This is a genomic window from Oceanicola sp. 502str15, assembly GCF_024105635.1.
In the GTDB taxonomy this organism is placed as follows: domain Bacteria; phylum Pseudomonadota; class Alphaproteobacteria; order Rhodobacterales; family Rhodobacteraceae; genus Vannielia.
This window is the reverse complement of record NZ_WYDQ01000001.1, coordinates 1,460,706-1,486,784: the sequence shown is the minus strand read 5'-3', so window position 1 is coordinate 1,486,784 and position 26,079 is coordinate 1,460,706. Positions and strand designations below refer to the sequence as shown.

30 protein-coding genes are annotated in these 26,079 nt (G+C 64.9%); 28 read left to right on the top strand and 2 right to left on the bottom strand.

Going from position 1 to position 26,079, the window contains the following annotated elements:
* Window positions 1-84 precede the first annotated feature (84 nt).
* Window positions 85-369, bottom strand: coding sequence for a DUF1127 domain-containing protein (locus GTH22_RS07175; protein WP_252944275.1), 285 nt, complete (start codon window positions 367-369; stop codon window positions 85-87).
* A 126-nt stretch (window positions 370-495) separates the two neighbouring features.
* On the opposite strand from GTH22_RS07175, the gene GTH22_RS07170 reads away from it, so the two are divergent.
* The 28 genes from GTH22_RS07170 to GTH22_RS07035 all read left to right on the top strand — a co-directional run bounded on the left by GTH22_RS07170 (window position 496) and on the right by GTH22_RS07035 (window position 24,392).
* A complete protein-coding gene (locus GTH22_RS07170; RefSeq protein WP_252944273.1) occupies window positions 496-1,371 on the top strand; it encodes a LysR family transcriptional regulator in 876 nt (291 codons plus the stop codon).
* 140 nt (window positions 1,372-1,511) lie between these two features.
* Window positions 1,512-1,877: an NADH-quinone oxidoreductase subunit A gene (locus GTH22_RS07165; RefSeq protein WP_140013901.1), complete on the top strand. Its 366-nt coding sequence runs from the start codon at window positions 1,512-1,514 to the stop codon at window positions 1,875-1,877.
* Window positions 1,868-2,455 (top strand): NADH-quinone oxidoreductase subunit B family protein, encoded by a 588-nt coding sequence (locus GTH22_RS07160; RefSeq protein ID WP_252944271.1) that lies wholly within the window; start codon window positions 1,868-1,870, stop codon window positions 2,453-2,455. The genes GTH22_RS07165 and GTH22_RS07160 overlap by 10 nt, the downstream gene beginning before the upstream one ends.
* 15 nt (window positions 2,456-2,470) lie before the next feature.
* A complete protein-coding gene (locus GTH22_RS07155) occupies window positions 2,471-3,079 on the top strand; it encodes an NADH-quinone oxidoreductase subunit C (protein ID WP_252944269.1) in 609 nt (202 codons plus the stop codon).
* Between the two features lie 23 nt (window positions 3,080-3,102).
* Window positions 3,103-3,999 (top strand): sulfotransferase, encoded by an 897-nt coding sequence (locus tag GTH22_RS07150; protein ID WP_252944267.1) that lies wholly within the window; start codon window positions 3,103-3,105, stop codon window positions 3,997-3,999.
* A gap of 4 nt (window positions 4,000-4,003) precedes the next feature.
* Complete coding sequence (locus GTH22_RS07145) at window positions 4,004-5,221, top strand: NADH-quinone oxidoreductase subunit D (protein WP_252944265.1); 1,218 nt, start codon at window positions 4,004-4,006, stop codon at window positions 5,219-5,221.
* Between the two features lie 4 nt (window positions 5,222-5,225).
* Window positions 5,226-5,420: a hypothetical protein gene (locus GTH22_RS07140; protein WP_252944262.1), complete on the top strand. Its 195-nt coding sequence runs from the start codon at window positions 5,226-5,228 to the stop codon at window positions 5,418-5,420.
* A gap of 14 nt (window positions 5,421-5,434) precedes the next feature.
* Window positions 5,435-6,865, top strand: a complete 1,431-nt coding sequence (nuoE, locus tag GTH22_RS07135) for an NADH-quinone oxidoreductase subunit NuoE (RefSeq protein ID WP_252944259.1) — start codon at window positions 5,435-5,437, stop codon at window positions 6,863-6,865.
* Window positions 6,855-7,088, top strand: a complete 234-nt coding sequence (locus GTH22_RS07130) for a DUF5337 family protein (RefSeq protein ID WP_252944257.1) — start codon at window positions 6,855-6,857, stop codon at window positions 7,086-7,088. The genes nuoE and GTH22_RS07130 overlap by 11 nt, the downstream gene beginning before the upstream one ends.
* 126 nt (window positions 7,089-7,214) lie before the next feature.
* Entirely contained in the window at window positions 7,215-8,501 is a 1,287-nt protein-coding gene (gene nuoF, locus GTH22_RS07125) for an NADH-quinone oxidoreductase subunit NuoF (RefSeq protein WP_252944255.1), read from the top strand.
* On the top strand, window positions 8,498-8,791 hold the full coding sequence (locus GTH22_RS07120; protein WP_252944254.1) for a hypothetical protein: 294 nt from the start codon (window positions 8,498-8,500) through the stop codon (window positions 8,789-8,791). Before nuoF ends, GTH22_RS07120 begins: the two co-directional genes overlap by 4 nt.
* A 157-nt stretch (window positions 8,792-8,948) precedes the next feature.
* Complete coding sequence (locus GTH22_RS07115; protein ID WP_252944253.1) at window positions 8,949-9,365, top strand: DUF5333 domain-containing protein; 417 nt, start codon at window positions 8,949-8,951, stop codon at window positions 9,363-9,365.
* A gap of 197 nt (window positions 9,366-9,562) precedes the next feature.
* On the top strand, window positions 9,563-11,590 hold the full coding sequence (gene nuoG / locus GTH22_RS07110) for an NADH-quinone oxidoreductase subunit NuoG (protein WP_252944251.1): 2,028 nt from the start codon (window positions 9,563-9,565) through the stop codon (window positions 11,588-11,590).
* A gap of 12 nt (window positions 11,591-11,602) precedes the next feature.
* Window positions 11,603-12,046 carry a hypothetical protein gene (locus tag GTH22_RS07105; protein ID WP_371928325.1) on the top strand — a complete coding sequence of 148 codons (444 nt, stop codon included), beginning with the start codon at window positions 11,603-11,605 and terminating at the stop codon, window positions 12,044-12,046.
* Between the two features lie 12 nt (window positions 12,047-12,058).
* Window positions 12,059-13,099: an NADH-quinone oxidoreductase subunit NuoH gene (gene nuoH, locus GTH22_RS07100; protein WP_252944249.1), complete on the top strand. Its 1,041-nt coding sequence runs from the start codon at window positions 12,059-12,061 to the stop codon at window positions 13,097-13,099.
* 3 nt (window positions 13,100-13,102) lie between these two features.
* Window positions 13,103-13,552 (top strand): hypothetical protein, encoded by a 450-nt coding sequence (locus tag GTH22_RS07095; protein ID WP_252944247.1) that lies wholly within the window; start codon window positions 13,103-13,105, stop codon window positions 13,550-13,552.
* Window positions 13,553-13,562: 10 nt separating this feature from the next.
* A complete protein-coding gene (gene nuoI / locus GTH22_RS07090; protein ID WP_252944245.1) occupies window positions 13,563-14,057 on the top strand; it encodes an NADH-quinone oxidoreductase subunit NuoI in 495 nt (164 codons plus the stop codon).
* A complete protein-coding gene (locus tag GTH22_RS07085; RefSeq protein WP_252944243.1) occupies window positions 14,054-14,461 on the top strand; it encodes a carboxymuconolactone decarboxylase family protein in 408 nt (135 codons plus the stop codon). Before nuoI ends, GTH22_RS07085 begins: the two co-directional genes overlap by 4 nt.
* Window positions 14,458-15,072: an NADH-quinone oxidoreductase subunit J gene (locus tag GTH22_RS07080; protein ID WP_252944241.1), complete on the top strand. Its 615-nt coding sequence runs from the start codon at window positions 14,458-14,460 to the stop codon at window positions 15,070-15,072. The genes GTH22_RS07085 and GTH22_RS07080 overlap by 4 nt, the downstream gene beginning before the upstream one ends.
* The gene (locus tag GTH22_RS07075) at window positions 15,072-15,227 is read left to right on the top strand and encodes a hypothetical protein (RefSeq protein ID WP_252944239.1); all 156 of its coding nucleotides are present in this window, start codon (window positions 15,072-15,074) and stop codon (window positions 15,225-15,227) included. The genes GTH22_RS07080 and GTH22_RS07075 overlap by 1 nt, the downstream gene beginning before the upstream one ends.
* On the top strand, window positions 15,227-15,718 hold the full coding sequence (locus GTH22_RS07070) for a hypothetical protein (RefSeq protein ID WP_252944238.1): 492 nt from the start codon (window positions 15,227-15,229) through the stop codon (window positions 15,716-15,718). The genes GTH22_RS07075 and GTH22_RS07070 overlap by 1 nt, the downstream gene beginning before the upstream one ends.
* Window positions 15,718-16,023 carry an NADH-quinone oxidoreductase subunit NuoK gene (gene nuoK, locus GTH22_RS07065; RefSeq protein WP_074255352.1) on the top strand — a complete coding sequence of 102 codons (306 nt, stop codon included), beginning with the start codon at window positions 15,718-15,720 and terminating at the stop codon, window positions 16,021-16,023. The genes GTH22_RS07070 and nuoK overlap by 1 nt, the downstream gene beginning before the upstream one ends.
* 6 nt (window positions 16,024-16,029) lie before the next feature.
* On the top strand, window positions 16,030-18,204 hold the full coding sequence (gene nuoL, locus GTH22_RS07060) for an NADH-quinone oxidoreductase subunit L (RefSeq protein WP_252944237.1): 2,175 nt from the start codon (window positions 16,030-16,032) through the stop codon (window positions 18,202-18,204).
* Window positions 18,204-19,754 carry an NADH-quinone oxidoreductase subunit M gene (locus GTH22_RS07055; protein WP_252944235.1) on the top strand — a complete coding sequence of 517 codons (1,551 nt, stop codon included), beginning with the start codon at window positions 18,204-18,206 and terminating at the stop codon, window positions 19,752-19,754. The genes nuoL and GTH22_RS07055 overlap by 1 nt, the downstream gene beginning before the upstream one ends.
* Window positions 19,754-21,196, top strand: coding sequence for an NADH-quinone oxidoreductase subunit NuoN (gene nuoN / locus GTH22_RS07050; RefSeq protein WP_252944233.1), 1,443 nt, complete (start codon window positions 19,754-19,756; stop codon window positions 21,194-21,196). The genes GTH22_RS07055 and nuoN overlap by 1 nt, the downstream gene beginning before the upstream one ends.
* Complete coding sequence (locus tag GTH22_RS07045; RefSeq protein ID WP_256471562.1) at window positions 21,186-21,932, top strand: biotin--[acetyl-CoA-carboxylase] ligase; 747 nt, start codon at window positions 21,186-21,188, stop codon at window positions 21,930-21,932. Before nuoN ends, GTH22_RS07045 begins: the two co-directional genes overlap by 11 nt.
* A 10-nt stretch (window positions 21,933-21,942) precedes the next feature.
* Window positions 21,943-22,728 (top strand): type III pantothenate kinase, encoded by a 786-nt coding sequence (locus tag GTH22_RS07040; protein ID WP_252944231.1) that lies wholly within the window; start codon window positions 21,943-21,945, stop codon window positions 22,726-22,728.
* On the top strand, window positions 22,725-24,392 hold the full coding sequence (locus GTH22_RS07035; RefSeq protein WP_252944229.1) for a ribonuclease J: 1,668 nt from the start codon (window positions 22,725-22,727) through the stop codon (window positions 24,390-24,392). The genes GTH22_RS07040 and GTH22_RS07035 overlap by 4 nt, the downstream gene beginning before the upstream one ends.
* A 158-nt stretch (window positions 24,393-24,550) precedes the next feature.
* Here the strand turns inward: GTH22_RS07035 and GTH22_RS07030 are convergent, their stop codons facing one another.
* Window positions 24,551-26,041: a DEAD/DEAH box helicase gene (locus GTH22_RS07030; RefSeq protein WP_252944227.1), complete on the bottom strand. Its 1,491-nt coding sequence runs from the start codon at window positions 26,039-26,041 to the stop codon at window positions 24,551-24,553.
* Between the last annotated feature and the right edge of the window lie 38 nt (window positions 26,042-26,079).

Genomic DNA, 26,079 nt, shown 5'->3' with positions numbered 1-26,079 from the left:
GCGGCCTTTGGGCGGCGATCACCCGGGACGAGAGGGGGCCGCCTTGCCGAGGCGGCCCCCTCTGCGCTTGCGCGGTGGGGGAGGTCAGTGCGCGCGCAGGCGAGGGCGCTCGAGGTCTGTCCTGCGGTTGGTGAGCGACCGGCGGCGCAGGGTTTCATCCGGGGTGTCGGGATTTGAGAGCGCGTAGGTGATGTCGTCGCGGGTGAGGCCGATGTCGCGCAGGAGCCGGTCGTCGAGGGCGTCGAGCCTGCCGATGCGGCGACGGCGGGCGCGGGTCTCGAAATTGGCGGCGATGGCGCGGCCGAGGGCGGCGAGGGCGCGGCGCAGGTAGGGGAAGCGGGCGGCCTGGGCGGGGTGGAAGTAGGTCATGGTGATGATCCTTCGGGATGTCGTTTCGATTGATCTGAAGGTGTGCCTTGACGAGGATTCAATCAAACGAATAGTATTGACCATATCGTTCAGAAAAATTGACAGCACCCCGCGAAAGGCCCCGCGATGATCGACACAGACCTGATCCGCACCTTCCTTGCGATCCATGACACGGGATCGTTCAGCGCCGCCGCCAAGCGGGTGCTGCGCACGCCCTCGGCGGTGTCGATGCAGATCAAGCGGCTGGAGGAGCAGCTCGGGCGGACCCTCTTCGAGCGGTTGCCGCGCGAGGTGCGGCTGACCGGGGATGGCGAGGCGTTTCTGAGCTATGCCGAAGAGATGATGCGGGTGAGCGAGGCGGCGCTGGCCCGGTTTTCGGGCGCGCCGATCGAGGGGCAGGTGCGCTTCGGGGCGCCCGGCGACCTGGGTGCACATGCCCTGCCGATCGTGCTGCGGCGATTTGCGGCGTCTCACCCCGGCGTCGACGTGCGGGTGACGCTCGACACCTCCGAGCGGCTGACGGCGGCCCATGAGGCCGGGGAGCTCGACGTGGCGCTGCACACGGTCTGCGCCACCACCGGCGGAGCGGGGCGGCTGGTCTACGAGGAATCGCTGGCCTGGGCCGGCAAGCGCGGCGGGCGCGCCTGGAAGAGCGACCCGGTGCCGCTGGCGCTGTCGCAGGATGGATGCGTCTGGCGGCGCAAGGCGTTGAAATCAATGGGACTCGTGGGCAAGACGGCCCGCGTTGCCTATGTTTCGGAGAGCGGGCAGGCGCTGCTTGCGGCCGTGGAGGCGGACCTTGCGATCACCCCGCTGCCACTTGCCAACTTCACCCCCGAGATGGAGCGGCTGACGGCGGACAAGGGCTTTGGCGACATCGGCAAGTACCAGCTTCGGATGATGGAGCAGGACGATGCGGGCTGTGCGGCGCGGGCCCTTGCCGAGCACGTGGTGGAGAGCTTCTGCAGCCGCCCCGGTGCCGCGGCGCTGGCTGCCGAGTGAATCGGGGCGAAAAGCCCGGTTTTTGAAAGGCCTGCAGGTTGACCCCCCCGGGGACGGGGAGTAAGACCGGACACAGCCACGATGCGCGCGCCCGGAGCCCCTCGGCCTGACCCGTGCAGCACGCGAGAAAGGAGCCGGCTTTGGACGCTTTGCTCAGAGAATATCTGCCCATTGTCATCTTCCTCGGTATCGCCATCGGCCTCGGGCTGGTGCTGATCCTTGCCGCCGCCGTACTGGCGGTGCGCAACCCCGATGCGGAGAAGGTGAGTGCCTACGAATGCGGGTTCAACGCCTTCGATGACGCCAGGATGAAGTTTGACGTGCGGTTCTACCTCGTCTCGATCCTCTTCATCATCTTCGACCTCGAGATTGCCTTCCTGTTCCCGTGGGCCGTGGCCTTCAAGGACATCAGCATGCTGGGCTTCTGGTCGATGATGGTGTTCCTCGCCGTGCTGACGGTGGGTTTTGCCTATGAATGGAAGAAAGGGGCGCTGGAATGGGAGTGACCACGAAAGCAGACAGCCCGCTGGCACCGCCGCAGGTGCAGGGCGAGCTGGCCCCCTATGGCGCCACCACCGCCGGGGTCGACAAGGAGGTTGCGCTTCAGTCGATGAACCGCGATCTGCAGGACAAGGGCTTTCTGCTGACCTCCACCGAGGATCTGATCAACTGGGCGCGCACCGGCTCGCTGCACTGGATGACCTTCGGCCTGGCCTGCTGCGCGGTGGAGATGATGCACACCTCGATGCCGCGCTATGATGCCGAGCGCTTCGGGATCGCCCCGCGCGCCTCCCCACGCCAGTCCGACGTGATGATCGTGGCCGGCACGCTGACCAACAAGATGGCTCCGGCGCTGCGCAAGGTCTACGACCAGATGGCCGAACCGCGCTACGTGATCTCGATGGGCTCCTGTGCCAATGGCGGGGGCTACTATCACTACAGCTACTCGGTTGTCCGTGGCTGCGACCGGATCGTGCCCGTCGACATCTACGTGCCGGGCTGCCCGCCCACCGCAGAGGCCCTGCTGTACGGGCTGTTGCAGTTGCAGCGCCGCATCCGCCGCACCGGCACGCTGGTTCGCTGAGCCAAGGAGAGCAACATGTCTGATGCCCTGAACGAACTTGGCCAGCACCTCGAGGGGCGCCGCCCCGATTGCGTGCTCGGCTGGGATGTGAGCCATGGCGAGCTGAACGTGGATGTGGCGCCGTCGAACCTGCCCGGCTTCGTCGAGTTCCTGAAAGCCGATGCCAACTGCCGCTTCTCGTCGCTGGTGGACATCACCGCCGTCGACTACCCGGAGCGGGAGAAGCGGTTCGACGTGGTCTACCACTTCCTCAGCATGTACCAGAACCAGCGTATCCGCCTGCGGGTGGCCGTGCGCGAGGACGAGATGGTGCCCTCGATCGTGAACGAGCACCCCAGTGCCAACTGGTTCGAGCGCGAAGTCTTCGACATGTTCGGCATCATGTTCTCGGGCCATCCCGACCTGCGCCGCATCCTCACCGACTACGGCTTTCGCGGCTTCCCGCTGCGCAAGGACTTCCCCACCACGGGCTATACCGAGGTGCGCTACGACGAGGTCGAGAAGCGGGTTGTCTACGAGCCTGTGAAGCTGACGCAGGATTACCGGCAGTTCGACTTCATGAGCCCCTGGGAGGGTGCCGAGTACATCCTGCCCGGTGACGAGAAGACCGAGGACGCGAAATGAACAAGCAGGCCAAGGGCTGATTGATGTCGGATCGGGCGACATTGCTGTTCGGGATCGGCGCGCCGAAGACCGGCACGAGCTGGCTCTACAGCTTTCTGGATGCCCATCCGCAATGCCACATGCCCGTGGCCAAGGAACTGCACTACTGGGATACGGTCGAGGGGATGAACCCGGACTGGCAGAAGGATTTCGTGGTCGCCCAGATCACCCGCCTGCGCGACCGGATTGCCCGGATCGAAGCTGGCGAGGAGGAGGGGCGGTTGCCGCGCCTGCGCCGCCGTCTGAAGCAGATGGAACGCTGGCTGGCGGTGCTGGTGATTGGCGCACGCGACCCGCGCGCCTATCTCGACCTGCTCTATGACGGCGTGGGCGAGTCCCGGCTGGTGGCCGATATCACCCCCGCCTATTGCCTGCTGCCGCAGAAGCGCCTGCAGGCCATGGCCGAGGTGGTGCCGGAAACGCGCTTTCTGTTCCTGATGCGTGACCCGGTGGACCGCTACTGGAGCCAGTGCCGCTTCATGGCCGGCAAGCGGGCCGAGCGCGGCAAGGGCGGCGAACCGGAGTCGGCGGCGCGGCAGTTGCTCGACAGGGCGCTGCGGGGCGAGAATGCCGATATTGCCCAGCGGGGCGATTATGCCGCTGTTCTGGCCAAGCTCGAAGGGCTGCCGCGCAACCAGGTGATGTGCGGGTTCTACGAGAACCTGTTCAAGGCCGGCTCGGTCCGGTCGCTCTGCGATTTTCTCGGGATCGACCGGGTGAAGGCGGAGTTGAAGGAGAAGATCAACGCAGGGCCGGAGGTGGACCTCGACGAGGGCCGCCGCAGCGCGCTGCAGAGGATGCTGGCCCCGCAATACGCGGCGGTGGCCGAAAAGATGGGTGCGCTCCCGGAAGAATGGCAGCGCAACATGGAAAAGGTCTGAGACGATGGATGGCAAAGGCTTTGAAGACGCGCTGACGGGCGAGCAGAAGATCCGCAACTTCAACATCAACTTCGGCCCGCAACACCCTGCGGCGCATGGTGTTCTGCGGCTGGTGCTGGAGCTTGACGGCGAGATCGTGGAGCGCTGCGACCCCCATATCGGGCTGCTGCATCGCGGCACCGAGAAGCTGATGGAGAGCCGCACCTACCTGCAGAACCTGCCCTATTTCGACCGGCTCGACTACGTGGCTCCGATGAATCAGGAACACGCCTGGTGCCTCGCCATCGAAAAGCTCACCGGCACCCCGGTGCCGCGCCGGGCCAGCCTGATCCGGGTGCTCTATTCCGAGATCGGCCGCATCCTAAACCACTTGCTGAACGTCACCACGCAGGCGATGGACGTGGGTGCGCTGACCCCGCCGCTCTGGGGCTTCGAGGAGCGCGAAGACCTGATGATCTTCTACGAGCGGGCCTGCGGCGCGCGGCTTCACGCGGCCTATTTCCGCCCCGGCGGTGTGCACCAGGACCTGCCGCCCGAGTTGCTCGACGATATCGAGACCTGGGCCAAGAAGTTTCCGAAGCGGCTGGCGGATATCGACGGGCTGCTGACCGAGAACCGCATCTTCAAGCAGCGCAACGCCGATATCGGCGTGGTCAGCCAGCAGGAAGCGCTGGACTGGGGCTACAGCGGCGTGATGGTGCGCGGCTCGGGCATGGCCTGGGATCTGCGCCGCGCCCAGCCCTACGAGTGCTACGACGAGTTCAAGTTCGAGATTCCGATCGGCAAGAACGGCGACTGCTACGACCGCTACCTCGTGCGGATGGAAGAGATGCGCCAGTCGACCAGCATCATCCTGCAAGCCATTGAAAAGCTTCGCGCTCCGGAAGGGCAGGGCGACGTGCTCTCCCGCGGCAAGATCACCCCGCCCAAGCGCGGCGAGATGAAGCAGTCGATGGAAGCGCTGATCCACCACTTCAAGCTCTACACCGAGGGCTTCCATGTGCCCGCGGGCGAGGTCTATTGCGCGGTCGAGGCGCCGAAGGGCGAGTTCGGCGTGTATCTGAAGGCCGACGGAACCAACAAACCCTACCGCGCCAAGCTGCGCGCACCGGGCTACCTGCACCTGCAGTCGATGGACCATATCGCCAAGGGTCACCAGCTGGCCGACATCGCCGCCATCATCGGCACGATGGATATCGTGTTCGGCGAAGTGGACCGCTGACGCCATGACCCCGATCCTCGTCGCATTCCTGCTTCTGGTCGCATCGCTTTCGGTGACGGTCTTCGTTGCCCGGCGGGTGCCGAGCGCGGCGCTGGCCTATCCGGTTGCGATCGTTGCGGGCGGGGCGGTCTTTTTCCTGCTGTTTCTCATCATCACCTTCGGCATGTCGTTCGCCATTCTGAACGCGCCCACCCCATGAACCTGAGGTAGCCCATGCTTCGCCGTCTCTATCACGAACAGCCCGAGAGCTTTGCCTTCACGCCCGCCAACAAGGCCTGGGCCGAAGCACAGCTCACCAAGTATCCCGAGGGCCGGGAAGCAAGCGCCGTGATCCCGCTGCTGTGGCGGGCGCAGGAGCAGGAGGGTTGGCTGACTCGTCCGGCGATCGAGCATGTGGCGGATATGCTGGGCATGGCCGATATCCGGGTGCTGGAGGTGGCGAGCTTCTACTTCATGTTCCAGCTCCAACCCGTTGGATCTGTTGCCCATATTCAGGTTTGCGGCACCACGAGCTGCATGATCTGCGGCGCCGAGGATCTGATGGCCGTGTGCCAGGAAAAGATCGCGGCCAACCCGCATGAGATCTCTGCCGATGGCAAGCTGAGCTGGGAGGAGGTCGAATGCCTCGGCTCCTGCGCCAACGCGCCGATGGCCCAGATCGGCAAGGACTACTACGAGGATCTGACCGCCGAGCGCTTTGGCGAGATCATCGAGGAGCTCCGCGCGGGCAAGGTGCCGGTGCCGGGGCCGCAGAACGGCCGCTACGCTGCCGAGCCGTTGAGCGGGCTGACCTCGCTGACAGAGCATGACAGCGGCAAGACCAAGTACAACGCCTCGGTGCAGCTTGCGACCGATCTTGGCGACACGGTGAAGCGGATCGACGGGCAGGAAGTGCCGCTGCTCACCCCGTGGAGCGGCAAGAACGCCACCCCGACCTCGCGGGAGCGTGCCGATGCCGCTGCGACCGGCAGCAAGCCTGTGAAGGCCGAGACGCCCAAGTCTTCGGTGCAGCAGGACGCGGAAGCCAAGAAGAAGCCCGCCGCCAAGGAAAAGCAGGCCGAGGCCGACCACGAGAAGGTGGACGGCGAGGGTGATGCCGAGCGCAAGGCCGATGCGGGCAAGGAGTCTGCCGATGCCAAGGGCCAGGCCACTGCGCCCGCCGGCGGTGCCGGAGAGGATGTGACCTCGAAGGATGGTGGCAAGGCCAGTGAAGCCAAGGCGTCGAAGCCAGGGCCGAAGGCCGGCGCCGACAAGGCGACCGCCAGCGCGGACGACACGACCGGCAAGGCCAAGAAGAAGGCGCCTGCAAGCGCGGAAGCCAGGACGGAGACATCCGGGGAGGCCCCTGCCAGTGCGGGCACCAAGCCGGAGACGCTGAGCGCGGCGCGCGGTGGCAAGGCCGACAACCTCAAGTCCATCAAGGGCGTGGGGCCGAAGCTTGAGAAGCTGTTGAATTCGATGGGCTTCTACCACTTCGACCAGATCGCCAAATGGAGCGACGAGGAGCTCGACTGGGTGGACGAGAACCTTGAAGGCTTCAAGGGCCGCGCCCGGCGTGACGAATGGGTCAGCCAGGCCAAGGTTCTGGCAGAGGGCGGCGAGACCGAGTTTTCGGGCCGGGTGAAGAAGGGCGATGTCTACTGAGGCGGGCCCGGTGACACGCGAGGACGATCAGGCCTTTGCCCGCTTGGGACGCCGGATTGCGCTGCTGATCGCGGCGGCGGGGATGCTGGCGGTTCTGGCACCCTGGCTGGTGGTGAAGCTCGGACTACAGGCGCGCTACGAGATCTTCTTCTACCTCGTGGCCATGGCCTGCTTCGTCTTTGCCATGGTCAACCTCGCCGCGATGTGGCGGCGGCGAAAGTGAATTTGCCCTCGCAGGCATGAGGCCGCGAGGGAGTGGAATGTAAACCTGTCGGTGCCAGAACACTCTGGCATTGGCGCGGGGGTTCAGCTATCCCCCGAGTTGCGAAGCCGAATTTGGAGCCAGCCCATGTTGCAGGACAGCGACCGCATCTTCACCAACATCTACGGGATGCACGACCGCACCCTGAAGGGCGCGCAGGCGCGCGGGCATTGGGACGGCACCGGCGACATCATCAAGAAGGGCCGCGACTGGATCGTGGAGGAGATGAAGGCGAGCGGGCTTCGCGGGCGCGGCGGCGCGGGCTTTCCGACCGGGCTGAAGTGGAGCTTCATGCCCAAGGAGAGCGACGGACGCCCGGCCTATCTGGTTGTGAACGCCGACGAATCCGAGCCGGGCACCTGCAAGGACCGGGAGATCATGCGCCACGATCCGCACACGCTGATCGAGGGCTGCCTGATTGCCAGCTTCGCGATGAATGCCCACACCTGCTATGTCTACCTGCGCGGCGAGTACATCCGCGAGCGCGAGGCGCTGCAGGCCGCGATCGACGAGGCCTATGACGCCGGGCTGGTGGGCAAGAATGCCGCTGGGTCGGGCTGGGATTTCGACATTTTCCTGCACCACGGGGCAGGGGCCTATATCTGCGGCGAGGAAACCGCGCTGCTGGAAAGCCTCGAAGGCAAGAAGGGGATGCCCCGGATGAAGCCGCCGTTCCCGGCGGGCGCGGGCCTTTACGGCTGCCCGACCACGGTGAACAACGTGGAATCGATCGCCGTGGCCCCGACCATCCTGCGCCGTGGCGCGAGCTGGTTTGCCGGCTTCGGCCGCCAGAACAACGCGGGCACCAAGCTGTTTGCGGTGTCGGGCCATGTGAACACGCCCTGCGTGGTCGAAGAGGCCATGTCGATCAGCTTCGAGGAGTTGATCGAAAAGCACTGCGGCGGGATTCGCGGCGGCTGGGACAACCTGCTGGCGGTGATTCCGGGCGGCTCTTCGGTGCCCTGCGTGCGCGGCGAGAACATGAAAGACGCCATCATGGACTTCGACTACCTGCGCGGCGAGCTGGGCTCCGGCCTCGGCACGGCGGCGGTGATCGTGATGGACAAGAGCACCGACATCATCAAGGCGATCTGGCGGCTCAGCAAGTTTTACAAGCATGAGAGCTGCGGACAGTGCACCCCCTGCCGCGAAGGCACGGGCTGGATGATGCGGGTGATGGACCGTCTTGTGCGGGGCGAGGCGAGCGTGGAAGAGATCGACATGCTCTTCGACGTGACCAAGCAGGTTGAAGGCCACACCATCTGCGCCCTCGGCGACGCGGCGGCTTGGCCGATTCAGGGCCTGATCCGCAACTTCCGCGACGTGATCGAAGATCGCATCGCCGGCAAGCGCGGCGCCATCGCCGCCGAGTGAGCCCGTTCGTCTTCACGCTCGCCCAGATCATGGGCACGCTCTCCATGCTGGTTCTGATCGGCGCCGTCTGCCTGATCACGCTTCGCACCGGTCTCGGGATCGGTGCGGCGGTGGCAGTGGGTATGGTGATGCTGGGTCTGGGCTTTCTGCTGCCCACGATTGTCAGGATTCTGATCGGTTCGCTGGGCCTGCCGGGCGAGTACATGATCATGGCGCACCCGATCGGCGGATTCATCAGCTCGGTAGTCGTGCTGATCGTCGCCCTCATCAAGTGGCCGCGCCCGCAATAGCGGCTTTTCGCGTATCTTCATGAAAATCAAGGACATGTGAGTCATTGTCAGTGGATGACAAGGCCCTTGTTATTGCATAGCCAATATGGTGGCCCCATCTGGTTCATCGAAGCCGAGGCGCAAAATGCGCTCGAAACGGACAGAGAAGGTGAATGCAATGACACATGCAGGCAAGATGCTGGGCGGCGCGGTGATCGCGGTGATGCTGGCGATGGGATTCTCCGGCGCGGCGGCAGCCAAATCGCTCGCAGACAGCAAGGCCGTGAACAGCGGGCTCATTTCGGTGGGCATCGCGTTGGAAATTGCCGAGAAGTGCCCCGATATTTCGACACGGACGATCAAGGGCTACGGCTTTCTGAACGCCCTCAAGCGGCAGGCCCGCTCGGAAGGGTTCAGCGATGACGAGATTGATGCCTACGTCGACGACAAGGCGCAGAAGGAGCGGCTGATTGGCAAGGCGCGGGCCTACATGCGCTCGAAGGGCGCGGACGGCAGCGCGGCGAGCTACTGCAAACTTGGCCGCGAAGAGATTGCCGCGGGCACCCAGGCCGGGGGCCTGATGCGGGCGAAATAGCCTTGCGAAACTGTGGGTGAGTGCCGCGGTGCGGCGCTCCCCATAAGACGTGGCGAGTGTTAAGGATTTTTCGGGGGTGTGAGGGTTGAAACTCACCCCCCCGCAAGCCTACAAGAGCGCAGCATCACCCGGATGCGGCGCGGCGGGGCAGAGGGCCCTTTGCAGGTGCCGACCGGGGGCAGCCAAGAGGGCCCCGCATGAGCGACCTGCGCAAGATCATCATTGACGGCAAAGAAGTTGAGGTAGAGGGCGCTATGACGCTCATCCAGGCCTGCGAACAGGCCGGGGTGGAAGTTCCGCGTTTCTGCTACCACGAGCGTCTGAGCATTGCTGGCAACTGCCGCATGTGTCTGGTCGAGGTTGTGGGCGGCCCGCCCAAGCCTGCCGCCAGCTGTGCGATGCAGGTGAAAGACCTGCGCCCCGGCAAGGACGGCGAGCCGCCGGTGGTGAAAACCAACTCTCCGATGGTGAAGAAGGCCCGCGAGGGGGTGATGGAGTTTCTGCTCATCAACCACCCGCTCGATTGCCCGATCTGCGATCAGGGCGGCGAATGCGACCTGCAGGACCAGGCTATGGCCTATGGCGTGGATTTCTCGCGCTACCGCGAGCCCAAGCGGGCCGCCGACCATCTCAACCTCGGCCCGTTGGTCGAGACTCACATGACGCGCTGCATCAGCTGCACCCGCTGCGTGCGATTCACCACCGAGGTGGCCGGGATCACCCAGATGGGCCAGACCGGCCGGGGTGAGGATGCAGAGATCACCAGCTATCTGGGCGAGACGCTCGACTCGGAGTTGCAGGGCAATATCATCGACCTCTGCCCGGTGGGCGCGCTGGTGAGCAAGCCCTACGCTTTCACCGCCCGCCCGTGGGAGCTGACCAAGACCGAGACCGTCGATGTGATGGATGCCCTTGGCTCCAACATCCGCGTGGATGTGAAGGGGCGCGAAGTGATGCGCATCCTGCCGCGCAACCATGACGGGGTGAACGAAGAGTGGCTTTCGGACAAGTCCCGCTTTGTCTGGGACGGGCTGCGCCGCCAGCGACTCGACAGGCCCTACATCCGCGAGAACGGCAAGCTGAACCCCGCAACGTGGGGTGAGGCGCTGGCACGGGTGGCCGAGGCGACCAAGGGCAAGAAGATTGCCGGGCTGGTCGGGGATCTGGCCCCGGTCGAGGCCGCATTTGCGCTGAAACAGCTGGTCGAGTCGCGGGGTGGCGCAATCGAATGCCGCACCGACGGGGCCAAGCTGCCCGCGGGCAACCGCTCGGGCTATGCCGGCACGGCGCGCATCGAAGACATCGATGACGCCAACGGCATTCTGCTGATCGGATGCAACCCGCGCAGCGAGGCCCCGGTGCTGAACGCACGCATCCGCAAGGCCTGGCTCAAGGGCGCGCAGGTCGGGGTGATCGGGCCGATGGCCGACCTGACCTATGACGCGCATCACTTTGGCGCCGACCGCGCGGCGCTGGCCGAGCACATCAAGGTTTCGAAGGACGAGCCCGTCGGGGACGACGAGCGCGGCATCGTGATCGTGGGGCAGGGCGCCATCCGCGAGGCGGACGGGGCCGCGGTTCTGGCTGCGGCGATGGAGATTGCCTCTGCCCGCAAGGCCAAGTTGCTAATCCTGCACAGCGCCGCATCGCGCGTGGGCGCGATGGATGTGGGCGCCGTGACCGAGGGCGGCATGGAGGCCGCCATGGAGGGGGCCGAGGTGATCTGGAACCTCGGTGCCGACGAGGTCGACATTCAGGACGGTCCCTTCGTGATCTACCAGGGCAGCCATGGTGACCGGGGCGCACACCGCGCCGACGTGATCCTGCCTGCCGCCGCATGGACCGAGGAGAACGGCCTCTTCGTGAACACCGAGGGCCGCCCGCAACTGGCCTTCCGCGCCGGCTTCCCGCCGGGCGAGGCCAAGGAAAACTGGGCCATCCTGCGCGCCGCTTCGGCGCAGATGGAGGGCGAGGCCCAGCCTTGGGACAGCCTTGCACAGCTGCGTCAGGCGCTGGTGGCCGAGGTGCCGCATCTGGCCGCGATCGACACGGTGCCGGAAAACGAGTGGCAGCCGCTGAAGACCGGCAAGCTCGGTTCGGCAGACTTCGTGACCGCCGTGAAGGATCATTACCTGACCAACCCCGTGGCACGAGCCTCCGAGGTCATGGCCGAGCTTGCGGCCGGGGCCAAGGCACGGCGCGAAGCGCCGATGGCGGCGGAGTAATCCGGGGTGCGGGTGCCTGCGGCTCTTCTGGTGGCGGCTCTGCTCGCCGGGTGCGGTGAGGCCGGGCCCGGTGGTCATGGCATTGCCTTCGACAACCCCGAGGGCGATGCGCTGCCCGAGGTGGTGAGCCGGCGGGCGCTGCCCTTCGAGCCGGAATACGAAGGCATCGAAACCCGCCTGCTCGACGGCGACCTCGTGGGGTTCATCGTCGAGATGAAGGGCGCGCGCGACGAGGTGGATGTTGAGGAATATGCCCTCTGCGCCGCCGCGCAATACACGTTGATCCGGGGCTACGGCTTCGTGCGTCACGTCCGCACAAGGGTCGCCGAAGAGGCTGGCCTTTGGCGGGCGGATGCTGTTTACACCATATCGCCAGCGCTGCCGAGCGGGCCAACCAATATCGACGCGGAAGTGACGGTAGAGGATTGCCGGGCTCGGGGCATACCCACGGTTTAAGGACGAAGGCAGATGGCAAATTTCTTCTTGAACACAGGGTTCGGCATTTTCCTCCTGACCGTTGGGCAAGTGCTGCTTCTGGTGATCCCGCTGATGGTGGCGCTTGCCTTCCTGATGTACGCCGACCGCAAGATCTGGGCGGCCGTGCAGCTGCGCAAAGGCCCAAACATCGTGGGCGTTTTCGGGCTTCTTCAGTCGTTTGCGGACTTCGGCAAGTACATCGTGAAAGAGATCGTGGTGCCCGCCGGGGCCGACAAGGCGGTGTTCTTCCTCGCGCCGATGGTGTCCCTCGTCATGGCGCTGATCGCCTGGGCGGTGATTCCGTTCAATGACGGCTGGGTGCTGGCCGACATCAACGTGGCCATCCTCTATGTCTTCGCCGTGTCCTCGCTGGAGGTCTATGGCGTAATCATGGGGGGCTGGGCGTCGAACTCGAAGTATCCGTTCCTCGGCTCGCTGCGCTCCGCGGCGCAGATGATTTCCTACGAGGTGTCGCTGGGGCTGATCATCATCGGCATCATCATCTCGACCGGCAGCATGAACTTTGGCTCGATCGTCGCGGCGCAGGACACCGGCTGGGGCCTGCTGGGCTGGTACTGGCTGCCGCATTTCCCGATGGTCTTCCTGTTCTTCATCTCGGCGCTGGCCGAAACCAACCGCCCGCCCTTCGACCTTCCGGAAGCGGAATCGGAGCTGGTGGCGGGCTATCAGGTTGAGTATTCCTCCACGCCCTTTCTGCTGTTCATGATCGGCGAGCTGGTGGCCGTGGTGCTGATGTGTGCCCTCGTCACGCTGCTGTTCTTCGGCGGCTGGCTCTCGCCCATTCCTGGGCTGCCCGACGGCATCCTGTGGATGGTGGGCAAGATGCTCATGTGTTTCTTCGTCTTCGCCATGGTGAAGGCGATCACCCCCCGCTACCGCTACGACCAGCTGATGCGGATCGGGTGGAAGGTGTTTCTTCCGTTCTCGCTGGCCTGGGTTGTGCTGATCGCCTTCCTCGCCAAGTTCGAAGTCTTCGGTGCCTTTTGGGCGCGGTTTGCGATGGGAGGGTAAACCATGAATGACGAGGAAATGAAGGCCGCGGACGCGGTGGCGACCTGGATGGAACAGGCGCCGCACCAGACGATTTACAGCGAAGCTAGCGACTTCCGGAAGGTGATGCTTTCGAGCTTTGGCGAGGACAAGCCGAAGTGGGAGCAGATCACCCCCGAAACCACCGGCATGGTGGTGAACGCCTGGCTGGCCCAGGAGCGGCTCGGGTACGACCTGCCGCAGCTGGAGGGTCCGCAGCTTGCCAAGACGGGGCAGGTGGTGCGCGAGTGGCTCACCCAGCTCGAGGCCAAGGTGAAGACGCCTGCGCTTGTCAGCGTCGACGATTTTACGGGCGTGCTCCACGCGCTGCATTGCTCGCTCAGGGGGATCGACCCCTTCGAGGAGCAGAAGGAAAACGCCGAGCGGATGAAGAACGCGCCGACGATGCGCTCTGATTTCAACCTGCGGGGATGATGAGAACTCAATGACCCAGATCGACTGGAACCGCGCGACCAAGTACTTCCTGCTGTCCGACTGGATTGCGGGCTTCAGGCTCGGGTTCAAGTATTTCTTCGCCCCCAAGGCGACGCTGAACTATCCGCATGAAAAGGGGCCGCTTTCGCCCCGTTTCCGCGGCGAACATGCGCTGCGCCGGTATCCGAACGGCGAGGAACGCTGCATTGCCTGCAAGCTTTGCGAGGCGATCTGCCCGGCGCAGGCCATCACCATCGACGCCGAGCCGCGCGAAGACGGCTCGCGCCGCACCACGCGCTACGACATCGACATGACCAAGTGCATCTACTGCGGCTTCTGCCAGGAAGCCTGCCCGGTGGATGCCATCGTGGAGGGGCCGAACTTCGAGTTTGCCGCCGAAACCCGCGAGGAGCTGTTCTTCGACAAGCAGAAGCTGCTCGACAACGGGGAACGCTGGGAAGCCGAGATTGCCCGCAACCTGGAACTGGATGCGCCCTACCGATGACCGACTTCAGCAAACTCTTCCAGCAGCTCATGGAGCAGGGCCAGGAGATGGCAAAGTCGGTCAACCCCGATCTGACCTCCTTCAAGATGCCCGGGATGGGGGATTTCATGCCCACCATGCCCAAGGACATGATGGAAATGTGGATGGGCAAGACCTTCAACCCTGAAGGGCTCGATGCGCGCACCCGCCTACTGGTGACGCTTGCGGCCCTTACGGTGCTGGGCGCGCAGGCCGAAGACCAGATCACCCTGACGGTGCGCCACGCGCTGGAGGCCGGAGCCACCCCGCAGGAGGTGGCCGAGGTCATCGCCATGATGAGCATGTTCGGCGGTGTGCCGGCGATGACCAAGGCGATGGAGCTGGCGCAGGCCGAAATTCAGAAAACCAAGGGAGAGGGCGCATGACGGTCGCTGACTTTGCCTTTTACGTGGCCGCGATCATCGTGGTTGTCTCGGGCTTCTTCGTGGTGGTCAGCCGCAATCCGGTGCACTCGGTGCTCTGGCTGATCCTGAGCTTTCTTTCGGCGGCGGGCCTGTTCGTGCTGCTGGGGGCCGAGTTTGTGGCCATGCTGCTCATCATCGTCTACGTGGGCGCGGTGGCGGTGCTGTTCCTCTTCGTGGTGATGATGCTCGATGTGGACTTTGCCGAGTTGCGCGGGGAGATGGCACGCTATGTGCCGCTTGCCGCCGTGATCGGCGTGGTTCTGCTGATGGAGCTGGGGATGGTCTACGGTGCCTGGGTTTCGGCCGATGGCGTTGCTCTTGCCGGAAGCCTCGGCGAGATCACCCCGACCAACAACCCCAACACCGGCCTGCTCGGCATGGTGATCTACGACCAGTATTTCCTGCTGTTCCAGATCGCCGGGCTGATCCTGCTGGTGGCCATGATCGGCGCCATCGTTCTGACCATCCGCCATCGCCCCGACATCAAGCGCCAGGACATCCTTGCGCAGATGTATCGCGATCCGGCCAAGGCGATGGAGCTGAAAGACGTGAAACCGGGGCAGGGGCTCTGATGATGCTCGACTGGGCCCAGATGATGCTTGCGACCGTCGGGATCGGCGGTGTCGCGGCGCTTTGGATCGTCAAGGCGCTGGTGGGCGTGGCCGCGCTGCGCCTCTATCGCCGCTGGCGACTGCGCCGGGCGCTGCGGCTCGGGCAGGGGGTGTGATGCGCGCGCTCGCTTTCTCCTGTGCCGCCGGTCTGGCGGTGCCTGCCGGTGCCCTGACGCTGGAGCAGTGCAACCGCTCCGTCGGCTCGCTGGGCTATGAAGCCCAACGCGGCCATGATGTCATCGGCAAGGGCCTCGTGGCCCATACCTCGGAAAACCGCGTGAACGGCGACGACACGCGCTGGCTGGTCGTCACCGCCTGCACCTCGGGCCGCAGCCTTTCGGCGCAATCGGCCTGCGAAGAGGAGACGCCCGGCTTTTGCGATGGCCGCAAGCGCCCGCTCGCCCGGCCCGACCGGGTGAAGGCCGCGATGGCGAGCATGGTCGCGTCGAAAAAGAGCTATTCCTTCGATCAACTCAAGGCCGGGCTGGCCCGCAAGGCGCTGAGGGTCAGCGACATCGTCCAGCCGCGCGAGACCTGCGGCTGCGCCGCGGCCTTTCCCGAGATGCGCAACGGCAAGAAACGCTTCAAGATGGAGACCGGCAACTGATGGTGGGCCTGGAACATTACCTGACAGTCGCGGCGGCACTGTTCGTCATCGGCATCTTCGGCATCTTCCTGAACCGGAAGAACGTCATCATCATCCTGATGTCGATCGAACTCATGCTGCTGGCGGTCAATATCAACCTCGTCGCCTTCTCCGCGTTCCTCGGCGATCTGACGGGGCAGGTCTTCACCCTCTTCGTGCTGACCGTTGCCGCCGCAGAGGCCGCCATCGGCCTCGCCATTCTCGTCTGCTTCTTCCGCAACCGTGGCACGATCGCGGTGGAAGACGTCAACAACATGAAGGGGTAAGGGGCCATGGAAACCATCATCCTCTTCGCACCGCTGATCGGTGCCATCATCTGCGGCTTCGGCTGGCGGATCGTCGGCGAAAAGGCGGGCATGGTGTTTGCCACCGGCTTGCTGTTCCTGTCGGCCATCCTCAGCTGGATCGTGTTCTTCAGCTTTGACGGGCAGACCGAGCAGATCACCATCATGCGCTGGATCGAAAGCGGATCGCTTTCGACCGACTGGGCGATCCGGCTCGACCGGCTGACGGCGATCATGCTGATCGTGGTCACCACCGTCTCGAGCCTCGTGCACCTCTATTCGTTCGGCTACATGGCCCATGACGAGCATTTCCGCGAGGGCGAGAGCTACCGCCCGCGTTTCTTTGCCTACCTGTCGTTCTTCACCTTCGCGATGCTCAGCCTCGTCACCGCCGACAACCTCGTGCAGATGTTCTTCGGTTGGGAAGGCGTGGGCGTGGCCTCCTACCTGCTGATCGGCTTCTACATCCGCAAGCCCTCCGCCGGGGCGGCCTCGATCAAGGCCTTCGTGGTCAACCGGGTGGGCGACTTCGGCTTTGCGCTCGGCATCTTCGGGCTGTTCTTCCTGACCGACAGCATCGATTTCGACGTGATCTTTGCGGCCGCGCCCGAGCTGGCGCAGACCAACATCACCTTCCTGTGGACCGAGTGGAACGCGGCCAACCTGCTGGGCTTCCTGCTGTTCGTCGGCGCGATGGGCAAGTCGGCGCAACTCTTCCTGCACACCTGGCTGCCCGACGCGATGGAAGGCCCGACCCCGGTGTCGGCGCTGATTCACGCGGCCACCATGGTGACGGCGGGGGTCTTCCTCGTCTGCCGGATGTCGCCGCTCTACGAGTTTGCGCCCACGGCCACGACCTTCATCACCTATATCGGTGCCTTCACCGCCTTCTTCGCGGCGACCGTCGGCCTCGTGCAGACCGACATCAAGCGCGTCATCGCCTATTCGACCTGTTCGCAGCTCGGCTACATGTTCGTGGCCGCCGGCGTGGGCATGTATTCGGCGGCGATGTTCCACCTTTTCACCCACGCCTTCTTCAAGGCGATGCTCTTCCTCGGGGCCGGCTCGGTCATTCACGGGATGCACCACGAGCAGGACATGCGGAACTACGGGGGGCTGCGCAGCAAGATGCCGCTGACCTTCTGGGCAATGATGATCGGCACGCTGGCGATCACCGGCGTGGGCATTCCGCTGACCTACATCGGCTTTGCAGGCTTCCTGTCGAAGGACGCGATCATCGAGAGCGCCTTTGCGGCCGGCAATCCGGCGGGGCAGTTCGGCTTCTGGATGCTGGTGGTCGCGGCGGCGATGACCTCCTTCTACTCCTGGCGGCTGATCTTCCTGACCTTCTTCGGGGAGCCGCGCGGCGACAAGCACACCCATGAGCACGCCCATGAGAGCCCGATGACCATGCTCGTGCCGCTTGGCGTGCTGGCGCTGGGGGCTGTCTTTGCCGGGATGATCTGGATGAGCAGCTTCTTCGGCCACACCGATCAGGTGGCGAAGTTCTATGGCATTCCGCTGGCCGGCGAGGCCCATGCCGAGGCGTCCGAAGAGGGCCACGGCGCGGCGGACGAGCACGCGGAAGAGGCGGCTGTAGAGGGCCACGGCGAAGAGGTGGCAACCAGCCCCGAGGATGTGACGGTCGTTGTGACCGACGATCACGGCGCCGAAGAGGGCGAGCACCATGCTGCCTTCGGCGGCAACCCCGGGGACGGCGCGCTCTACTTCGGCCCGGAAAACACCGTGCTGGAAGACGCCCACGAGGTGCCGAAATGGGTGAAGCTCTCGCCCTTCCTCGCCATGCTCTTCGGTCTGGTGCTGGCCTGGGTGTTCTACATCCGCCGCCCCGAGACGCCCAAGCAGCTGGCCGAGAACCAGCCGATCCTCTACCGCTTCCTGCTGAACAAGTGGTACTTCGACGAGATCTACGACGTGATCTTCGTGCGCCCGGCCAAGGGTCTCGGCAACTTCCTGTGGAAGAAGGGTGACACCAACACCATCGACGGCGGGATCAATGGGCTGGCCATGGGGGTCATTCCCTTCTTCACCCGGCTCGCGGGCCGGGCCCAGTCGGGCTACATCTTCGCCTATGCGGCGGCGATGGTGCTCGGGATCGTGGTGCTCGTCACCTGGATGTCTATCACCGGAGGAGCCCACTGATGGACAACCTGCTCTCTATCATCACTTTCATCCCGGCCATCGCGGCGGTGATCCTCGCGCTCTTCCTGCGCGGCGACGACGCAGCAGCCCAGAAGAATGCCAAGTGGCTGGCGATGATCGCCACCGGCGCGACCTTCGTTGTGTCGCTCTTCCTGATCGCCCAGTTCGACCCGGCCGACACCGGCTTCCAGTTCGTGGAAGAGCGCGAATGGCTGATGGGCCTGAAGTACAAGATGGGCGTTGACGGCATTTCGGTGCTCTTCGTCATGCTCACCACCTTCCTGATGCCGCTCACCATCTGGTCGGCGTGGAACGTCAAGGTGCGCGTGAAGGAATACATGATCGCCTTCCTGCTGCTGGAAACGCTGATGCTCGGCGTGTTCTGCGCGCTCGATCTGGTGCTGTTCTACATGTTCTTCGAGGCGGGCCTGATCCCGATGTTCCTGATCATCGGGATCTGGGGCGGGGCGAACCGGATCTATGCGGCGTTCAAGTTCTTTCTCTACACCTTCCTCGGCTCTGTGCTGATGCTGGTGGCGATGATTGCGATGTATGTGGATGCCGGCACGACCGACATTGCCGCGCTGCTGCAGCACGACTTCTCGACCGGAACGATGAGCCTGTTCGGCTTCCAGATCGTCGGCGGGTTGCAGACGCTGCTGTTCCTCGCCTTCTTCGCCAGCTTCGCGGTGAAGATGCCGATGTGGCCGGTGCACACATGGCTGCCCGATGCCCACGTTCAGGCCCCTACGGCGGGCTCGGTGGTGCTGGCGGCGATCCTGCTGAAGATGGGGGGCTATGGCTTCCTGCGCTTCAGCCTGCCGATGTTCCCGGTCGGCTCCGAGATCCTGTCGCCGCTGGTCTTCTGGATGAGCGCCATCGCCATCGTCTACACCTCGCTGGTCGCGCTGGCGCAGGAGGATATGAAGAAGCTGATCGCCTACTCCTCTGTGGCGCACATGGGCTATGTGACCATGGGCATCTTTGCCGCCAACCAGCAGGGGATCGACGGTGCGATCTTCCAGATGATCAGCCACGGGTTCATCTCGGGCGCGCTCTTCCTCTGCGTGGGCGTCATCTATGACCGGATGCACACCCGCGAGATCGACGCCTATGGCGGCCTCATCAACCGGATGCCGGCCTATGCGCTGATCTTCTGCTTCTTCACCATGGCCAATGTGGGCCTGCCGGGCACCTCCGGCTTCATCGGGGAATTCCTGGTGCTGATGGGGATCTTTCAGGTGAACACCTGGGTGGCGCTCTTTGCCACCTCGGGGGTGATCCTCAGCGCGGCCTATGCGCTCTGGCTCTATCGCCGGGTGGTGCTGGGCGATCTGATCAAGGAAAGCCTGAAGACCATCACCGACATGTCCCGCCGCGAACGCGCGATCTTTGCGCCGCTGGTGGTGATGACCCTGCTGCTCGGCGTCTACCCGGCGCTGGTGACAGATATCATCGGTCCCTCGGTCGAGGCGCTGGTGGGCAAGTATGAAACAGCCGTGGCCGACTTCAGCCCGGCGACGCAAGTGGCGGAAACGGGAGACCACTGATGATTTCGACCGACCTTGCCATTCTCCTTCCGGAGATCTTCCTGTCGCTCTTCGCGATGCTGGCGCTCATCGGGGCCGTCTACACCGAGAAGGATGCCATGGCCGGCACGCTCACATGGGCGGCCAGCGCGGTCATGATCGCGGTGGCGGTCTGGGTGCTGCTCTCGGGCGGCAATGACCGGGCGGCATTTGGCGGGCTGTTCATCGACGACGGGTTCAGCCGTTTCGCCAAGGTGGTGATCCTCGTCAGCGCGGCCTGCGTGCTGATGATGGGGCAGGAGTTCATGGCGCGGCGCGGGCTGCTGCGGTTCGAATATCCGGTGCTGGTGGTACTGGCCGTGGTCGGGATGATGCTGATGGTTTCGGCGGGCGACCTGATGGCGCTCTACATGGGGCTGGAGCTGCAGTCGCTGGCGCTTTACGTGGTTGCCGCCCTGCGCCGCGACGGGGTGAAATCCACCGAGGCCGGCCTGAAGTACTTTGTGCTCGGCGCGCTGTCTTCCGGCCTGCTGCTCTACGGCGCCTCGCTGACCTATGGCTATGCGGGCACGACCCTGTTCAGCGGAATCATCGGTGCTGCGGGCGAGGGGGCGATGCCGCTCGGCCTGCTGCTCGGGCTTGTCTTCATCATCTCGGGCCTGGCCTTCAAGGTCTCGGCCGTTCCCTTCCACATGTGGACACCGGACGTGTACGAGGGCGCGCCCACTCCGATCACCGCCTTCTTCGCCACAGCCCCCAAGGTGGCCGCCATGGCGCTGTTTGCCCGTGTGCTGCACGATGCCTTCGGCAATGCCACCGGCGACTGGGGCCAGATCTTGGCGCTGCTGGCGGTGCTCTCGATGTTCCTCGGCGCGATTGCAGCCGTGGGGCAGCGCGACATCAAGCGGCTGATGGCCTACTCCTCGATCGCCCACATGGGCTATGCGCTTGTCGGCCTTGCCTCGGGCACCGAGCAGGGCGTGACGGCGATGCTGATCTACATGGCGATCTACGTGACGATGAACATCGGCACCTTTGCCTTCATCCTCACCATGGAGCGCGACGGGCGGCACATCACCTCGATCGACAGCATGCGCCAGCTTGGCAGCCGCGAGCCGGTGAAGGCACTGGCGCTGCTGGTGCTGATGTTCTCGCTGGCAGGCGTTCCGCCGCTGCTCGGATTCTTCGGCAAGTTCGCGGTGCTGCGCGCCGCGGTGGATGCCGACATGGCCTGGCTCGCGGTGGCCGGCGCGGTGGCCTCGGTCATCGGTGCCTTCTACTACCTGCGCATCGTCTACTACATGTACTTCGGCGAGGAGAGCGTGGAACCGGTGGAGGGCCACATGAGCCCGCTGACCTTCGGCTTCCTGGTGGCCTCGGCCGCGATCATGCTGCTGGGCATCGTCAACCTCTTCGGGGTCGACAGCTACGCGGCGGCAGCGGCGGCAACACTTGTCAACTGACGCAGACCGGGTCGTTCTTCCGAGCTGCCCTTCGACGATGACGGTGGCCCGCGATGGTTTCGCGGGCTACGCCGGATCGACGTGGGTGCTCGCCCTCCGCCAGACCGGCGGCCATGGGCGGCGGGGCAGGCCATGGGCCAACCCGCGCGGGGCCTTCACCGCCACGCTGGCGCTGCCGCGCCCCGGCACGGCGCAGCAGGCGGCGCAACGCAGCTTCGTTGCCGCGCTCGCCCTGTTCGATGCCTTCGTTTCCGTCACCGGCAGGCCCGAGGGGCTTTCGCTCAAATGGCCGAATGACGTGCTGCTGAACGGCGGCAAGGTGGCAGGCATCCTGCTGGAAAGCCTCGGGCCCCGCCCGGACGGTCAGCTGGACGGGCTGCTCGTGGGCATCGGGGTCAACCTGATCGAACCGCCCGACACGGGAGAGGTCGAGCCCGGCGCGCTGCGGCCCGTGGCGCTGGCGCAGGAGGGGGGCGTGACGGTGACGCCGGAAGAGTTTCTGGACGCTCTGGCCCCGGCCTTTGCCCGCCACGAGGCGGCCTTTGCCGCCCACGGGTTTGCCCCGATCCGCAGGGCCTGGCTGGATCGGGCGGCGCGGCTCGGCGAGGTCATCACCGCGCGGCTCCCGGGCGAAGAGATTACCGGCACCTTCAAAACCATCGACGACTTAGGCTACCTTCAACTTCAAACCAAATCCGGCCTGCGCGGCATTGCTGCCGCCGAGGTTTTTTTCTGAGAGGGCGCCCATGCTGCTCTGCATCGACTGCGGGAACACGAACACGGTCTTTTCGGTCTGGGACGGAAACAGCTTTGTGGCCACGCTGCGCACCTCCTCGGAACACCAGCGCACGGCGGATCAGTACTGGGTCTGGTTCAGCCAGCTAATGGAGCATCGCAAGGTGGCGATCGACATCGACGCGGTCATCATCTCATCGACGGTGCCGCGGGTGGTGTTCAACCTTCGGGTCTTCTCCGACCGCTATTTCAATTGCCGCCCCATGGTGGTGGGCAAGCCCGGCTGCGAGCTGCCGGTCGCGCCCCGCGTGGATGCGGGCGTGGCGGTGGGCCCCGACCGGCTGGTGAACACGGCAGGCGCCTTCGACCGGCATGGCGGAGACCTGATCGTGGTGGATTTCGGCACCGCGACCACCTTCGACGTGGTGGCGCAGGACGGGGCCTACGTCGGCGGTGTCATTGCGCCGGGGGTCAACCTGAGCCTCGAAGCCCTGCACATGGCCGCCGCCGCGCTGCCCCATGTGGATGTGACCAAACCGGAGAAGGTGATCGGCACCAATACGGTGGCCTGCATGCAATCGGGGGTTTTCTGGGGCTACGTCGGGCTCGTCAACGGCATCTGCGACCAGATAAAGGCCGAATATGGCGGTGAAATGCGGGTGATATCGACCGGCGGGCTTGCGCCGCTGTTTCAGATGGGACATGCCCGTTTTGACGCATTTGAAGACGATCTGACGATGCATGGGCTTACGGTGATCCATGCCCACAACATGAGCCAAGCGGGGCAGACTGAATGAGTGACGAACGGTTGATCTACCTTCCTCTCGGCGGGGCCGGTGAGGTGGGGATGAATGCCTATGTCTATGGCTACGGCAAACCGGGCAAGGAACGGCTGATTCTGGTCGATATCGGGGTGACCTTTCCCGACATGGATGGCACCCCGGGGGTGGATCTGATCTTTCCCGACATGACCTGGCTGAAGGAGAACCGCGACCGGCTGGACGCGATCTTCATCACCCACGGCCACGAAGACCATGTGGGCGGCATCGGCCACTTCTGGGCCGACCTGCGCGCGCCAGTCTACTGCCGCCGCTTCACCGCCGCGCTGGCGGTGCGCAAGATGGATGAGCAGGGGCAAGACGTTGAGCATGTGAATGCGGTCGGCCCTTACCCCGAGATGATCGAGGCGGGGCCGTTCAAGGTGAGCTTCGTGCCGGTCAGCCACTCGATCCCCGAAAGCTCGGGGCTGGTAATCGACAGCCCGGCGGGCCGTGTGGTGCATACGGGCGACTTCAAGCTCGATGGCAACCCGGTGGTGGGCGAGGCCTTTGACCCCAAGCTGTGGAACGAGATTGCCGAGCCGGGCGTGCAGGCGCTGACCTGCGACAGCACCAACATCATGAGCCCCAACCCGGGCCGCTCGGAGGCCACGCTGCCCCCGGCGCTCGGTGAGCTGGTCAAGAGCGCGAGCGGCATGATCGTGTGCACCACCTTCGCCTCCAACGTGGCGCGGGTGAAGACGCTGGCCGAGGCCGGTGCCAAGGCGGGCCGCTCCGTGTGCCTGCTGGGCCGGGCGATGAAGCGGATGGTCGCGGTGGCCATCGACACCGGCGTGCTGGAGAAGTTTCCGCACACGGTCACGCCCGAGGAGGCGGTGGATATCCCCCGCGAGAACCTCATGCTCATCGTCACCGGCAGCCAGGGCGAGCGGCGGGCGGCTTCGGCGCAGCTTTCGCGCGGCAAGTTCTTGGGGCTGACGATGAAGGAGGGCGATACTTTTCTGTTCTCCTCCAAGACCATCCCCGGCAACGAGCGCGGCGTGCTGCGCATCGTCAATGCCTTCTCGCAGATGGGCGTGGATGTGATCGACGACAGGAGCGACCTCTATCACGTGTCGGGCCATGCCAACCGCCCCGACCTCGAGGCGATGCATGACCTGATGCACCCCAAGATGCTGATCCCCATGCACGGCGAGCACCGCATGCTGCGGGAACATGCCAAGGTGGGCGAGGCCAAGGGCATCCCCTCCGTGGTGGCGGTGAACGGTTCGATGGTGGACCTCACCGGGCCAAAGCCCGAGATCGTGGAATACATCGAAACCGGGCGCACCTATCTGGACGGTTCGGTGAAGATCGGGGCGCTGGATGGCGTGGTGCGGGACCGTATCCGCGTGGCGCTGAACGGGCAGGTCTTCCTGACGCTGATCCTCGACGAGAACGACGAGCCGCTTGGGGAGCCCTGGGCCGAGCTGGTGGGCCTGCCGGAGATGGGCCGCTCGCGAGCTTCGCTGGTTGAACTGATCGAGGCGGCGGCAGATGGCTTTCTGGGCCGGGCCGACGACAAGGTGTTGACCGACGACGACAAGCTCGAAGAGGGCCTGCGCCGGGTCGTGCGCCAGACTTCGGTGGAAGAGATCGGCAAGAAGCCCGAGGTCGTGGTGGTGATCAGCCGCCTGACCTGAGCGGAGTGCTCATGCGCAGCGGGGCAGGGCGCAGAACGCCTTGCCCGGCGCGACAGACCGGGGTGGGCGCCCGCAAGGCGGGTTCCGCGTTCAGGTTTGCGAATGGGAAGAAAGAGGGGCGCACCCGGATATGGGTGCCGCCCCTTTTTTTGCGGCCGTCAGCTCGGGTCGGGCGTTTCGGAGCGATCTTCGAAGCTGCGGGCGATGAAGTCGGGCAGGTGGTCGCCAAGGCCCTGCGGGGTGTTGCCACCGCGCTCGGAGCGATCGGAACGGTCGCTGCGTCCGCGTCCGCCACGAGAGCGGCGGCGCGGTTCGCGCTCTTCCCGCTCGGGGGCTTCTTCGGGCTGTGCAGCAGGCGCTTCGACGGCGCTGACCTCTTCGACGGGGGCCTCCGCGGGTGCATCTTCCTTCTTCCGGCGCGACCGGGACCGGCTGCGCTTGGGCTTTTCCTCGGCAGCGCCGTCCTGTGCCTCGGGGGCAGGGGCGCTGTCGGGAGTGCTGCTGTCGGGCGCATTGAGGCGCGGGATCTCGTTTTGGACGAGGCGCTCGATATCGGCGAGATTGCGTTCGTCCGTGGGCGAACAAATCATCAGCGCGGTGCCGGAGCGCCCGGCACGGCCGGTGCGGCCGATGCGGTGCACGTAGTCTTCGGCGTGGCTGGGCACGTCGTAGTTGAGCACGTGGGACACCGCCGGAATGTCGAGCCCGCGGGCGGCGACATCGGAGGCGACGAGGAAGCGGATCGAACCGTCGCGGAAGCCCGCAAGCGTGCGCATGCGCTGCGACTGGTCGAGGTCACCGTGGATCGGCTCGGCGTTATAGCCGTTTTTCTTCAGCGACTTGGCGACCACATCCACATCAACCTTGCGGTTGCAGAAGATGATGGCGTTGGTGCAGGCCTCGCCCTCGCCGTCGATCATTTCGCGCAGGACCTTGCGCTTTTCGGTGGCGGCACGGTCGCGGCGGGAGGGTTTGAACATCAGCACGCCCTGCTTGATGTTCTCGCCGGTTGTCGCGGCGCGGGCCACTTCGACCTTCTCGGGATTGGAGAGGAAGGTGTTGGTGATCCGCTCGATCTCTGGCGCCATGGTGGCGGAGAAGAACAGGGTCTGCCGGGTGAAGGGCGTGAGCTGGAAGATCTTCTCGATGTCGGGGATGAACCCCATGTCGAGCATTCGGTCGGCCTCGTCCACCACCATGATCTGCACGCCGGTCAGCAGCAGCTTGCCGCGCTCGAAATGGTCGAGCAGGCGGCCGGGTGTGGCGATCAGCACGTCGACTCCACGGTCGATCAGCTTGTCCTGCTCGCCGAAGGAGACGCCGCCGATCAGCAGGGCCTTGGTGAGCTTGGTGTGCTGGGCGTAGATATCGAAGTTCTCGGCCACCTGAGCGGCGAGTTCGCGGGTGGGGGCCAGCACGAGTGAGCGCGGCATCCGGGCGCGGGCGCGGCCACGTTTCAGCAGCGAGATCATCGGGAGCGTGAAGCTCGCGGTCTTGCCGGTGCCGGTCTGGGCGATGCCCAGCACGTCGCGGCCTTCGAGCGCGGGCGGGATGGCGCCGGCCTGAATGGGAGTGGGAGTTTCGTAGCCGGCATCTTCGACGGCTTTGAGGACCTTCGGGTCCAGCTTCAGATCGCTAAATTTGGTCATGTACGTCCGTGTCTTGCGGGGACGGGCCCCCGCGGGAT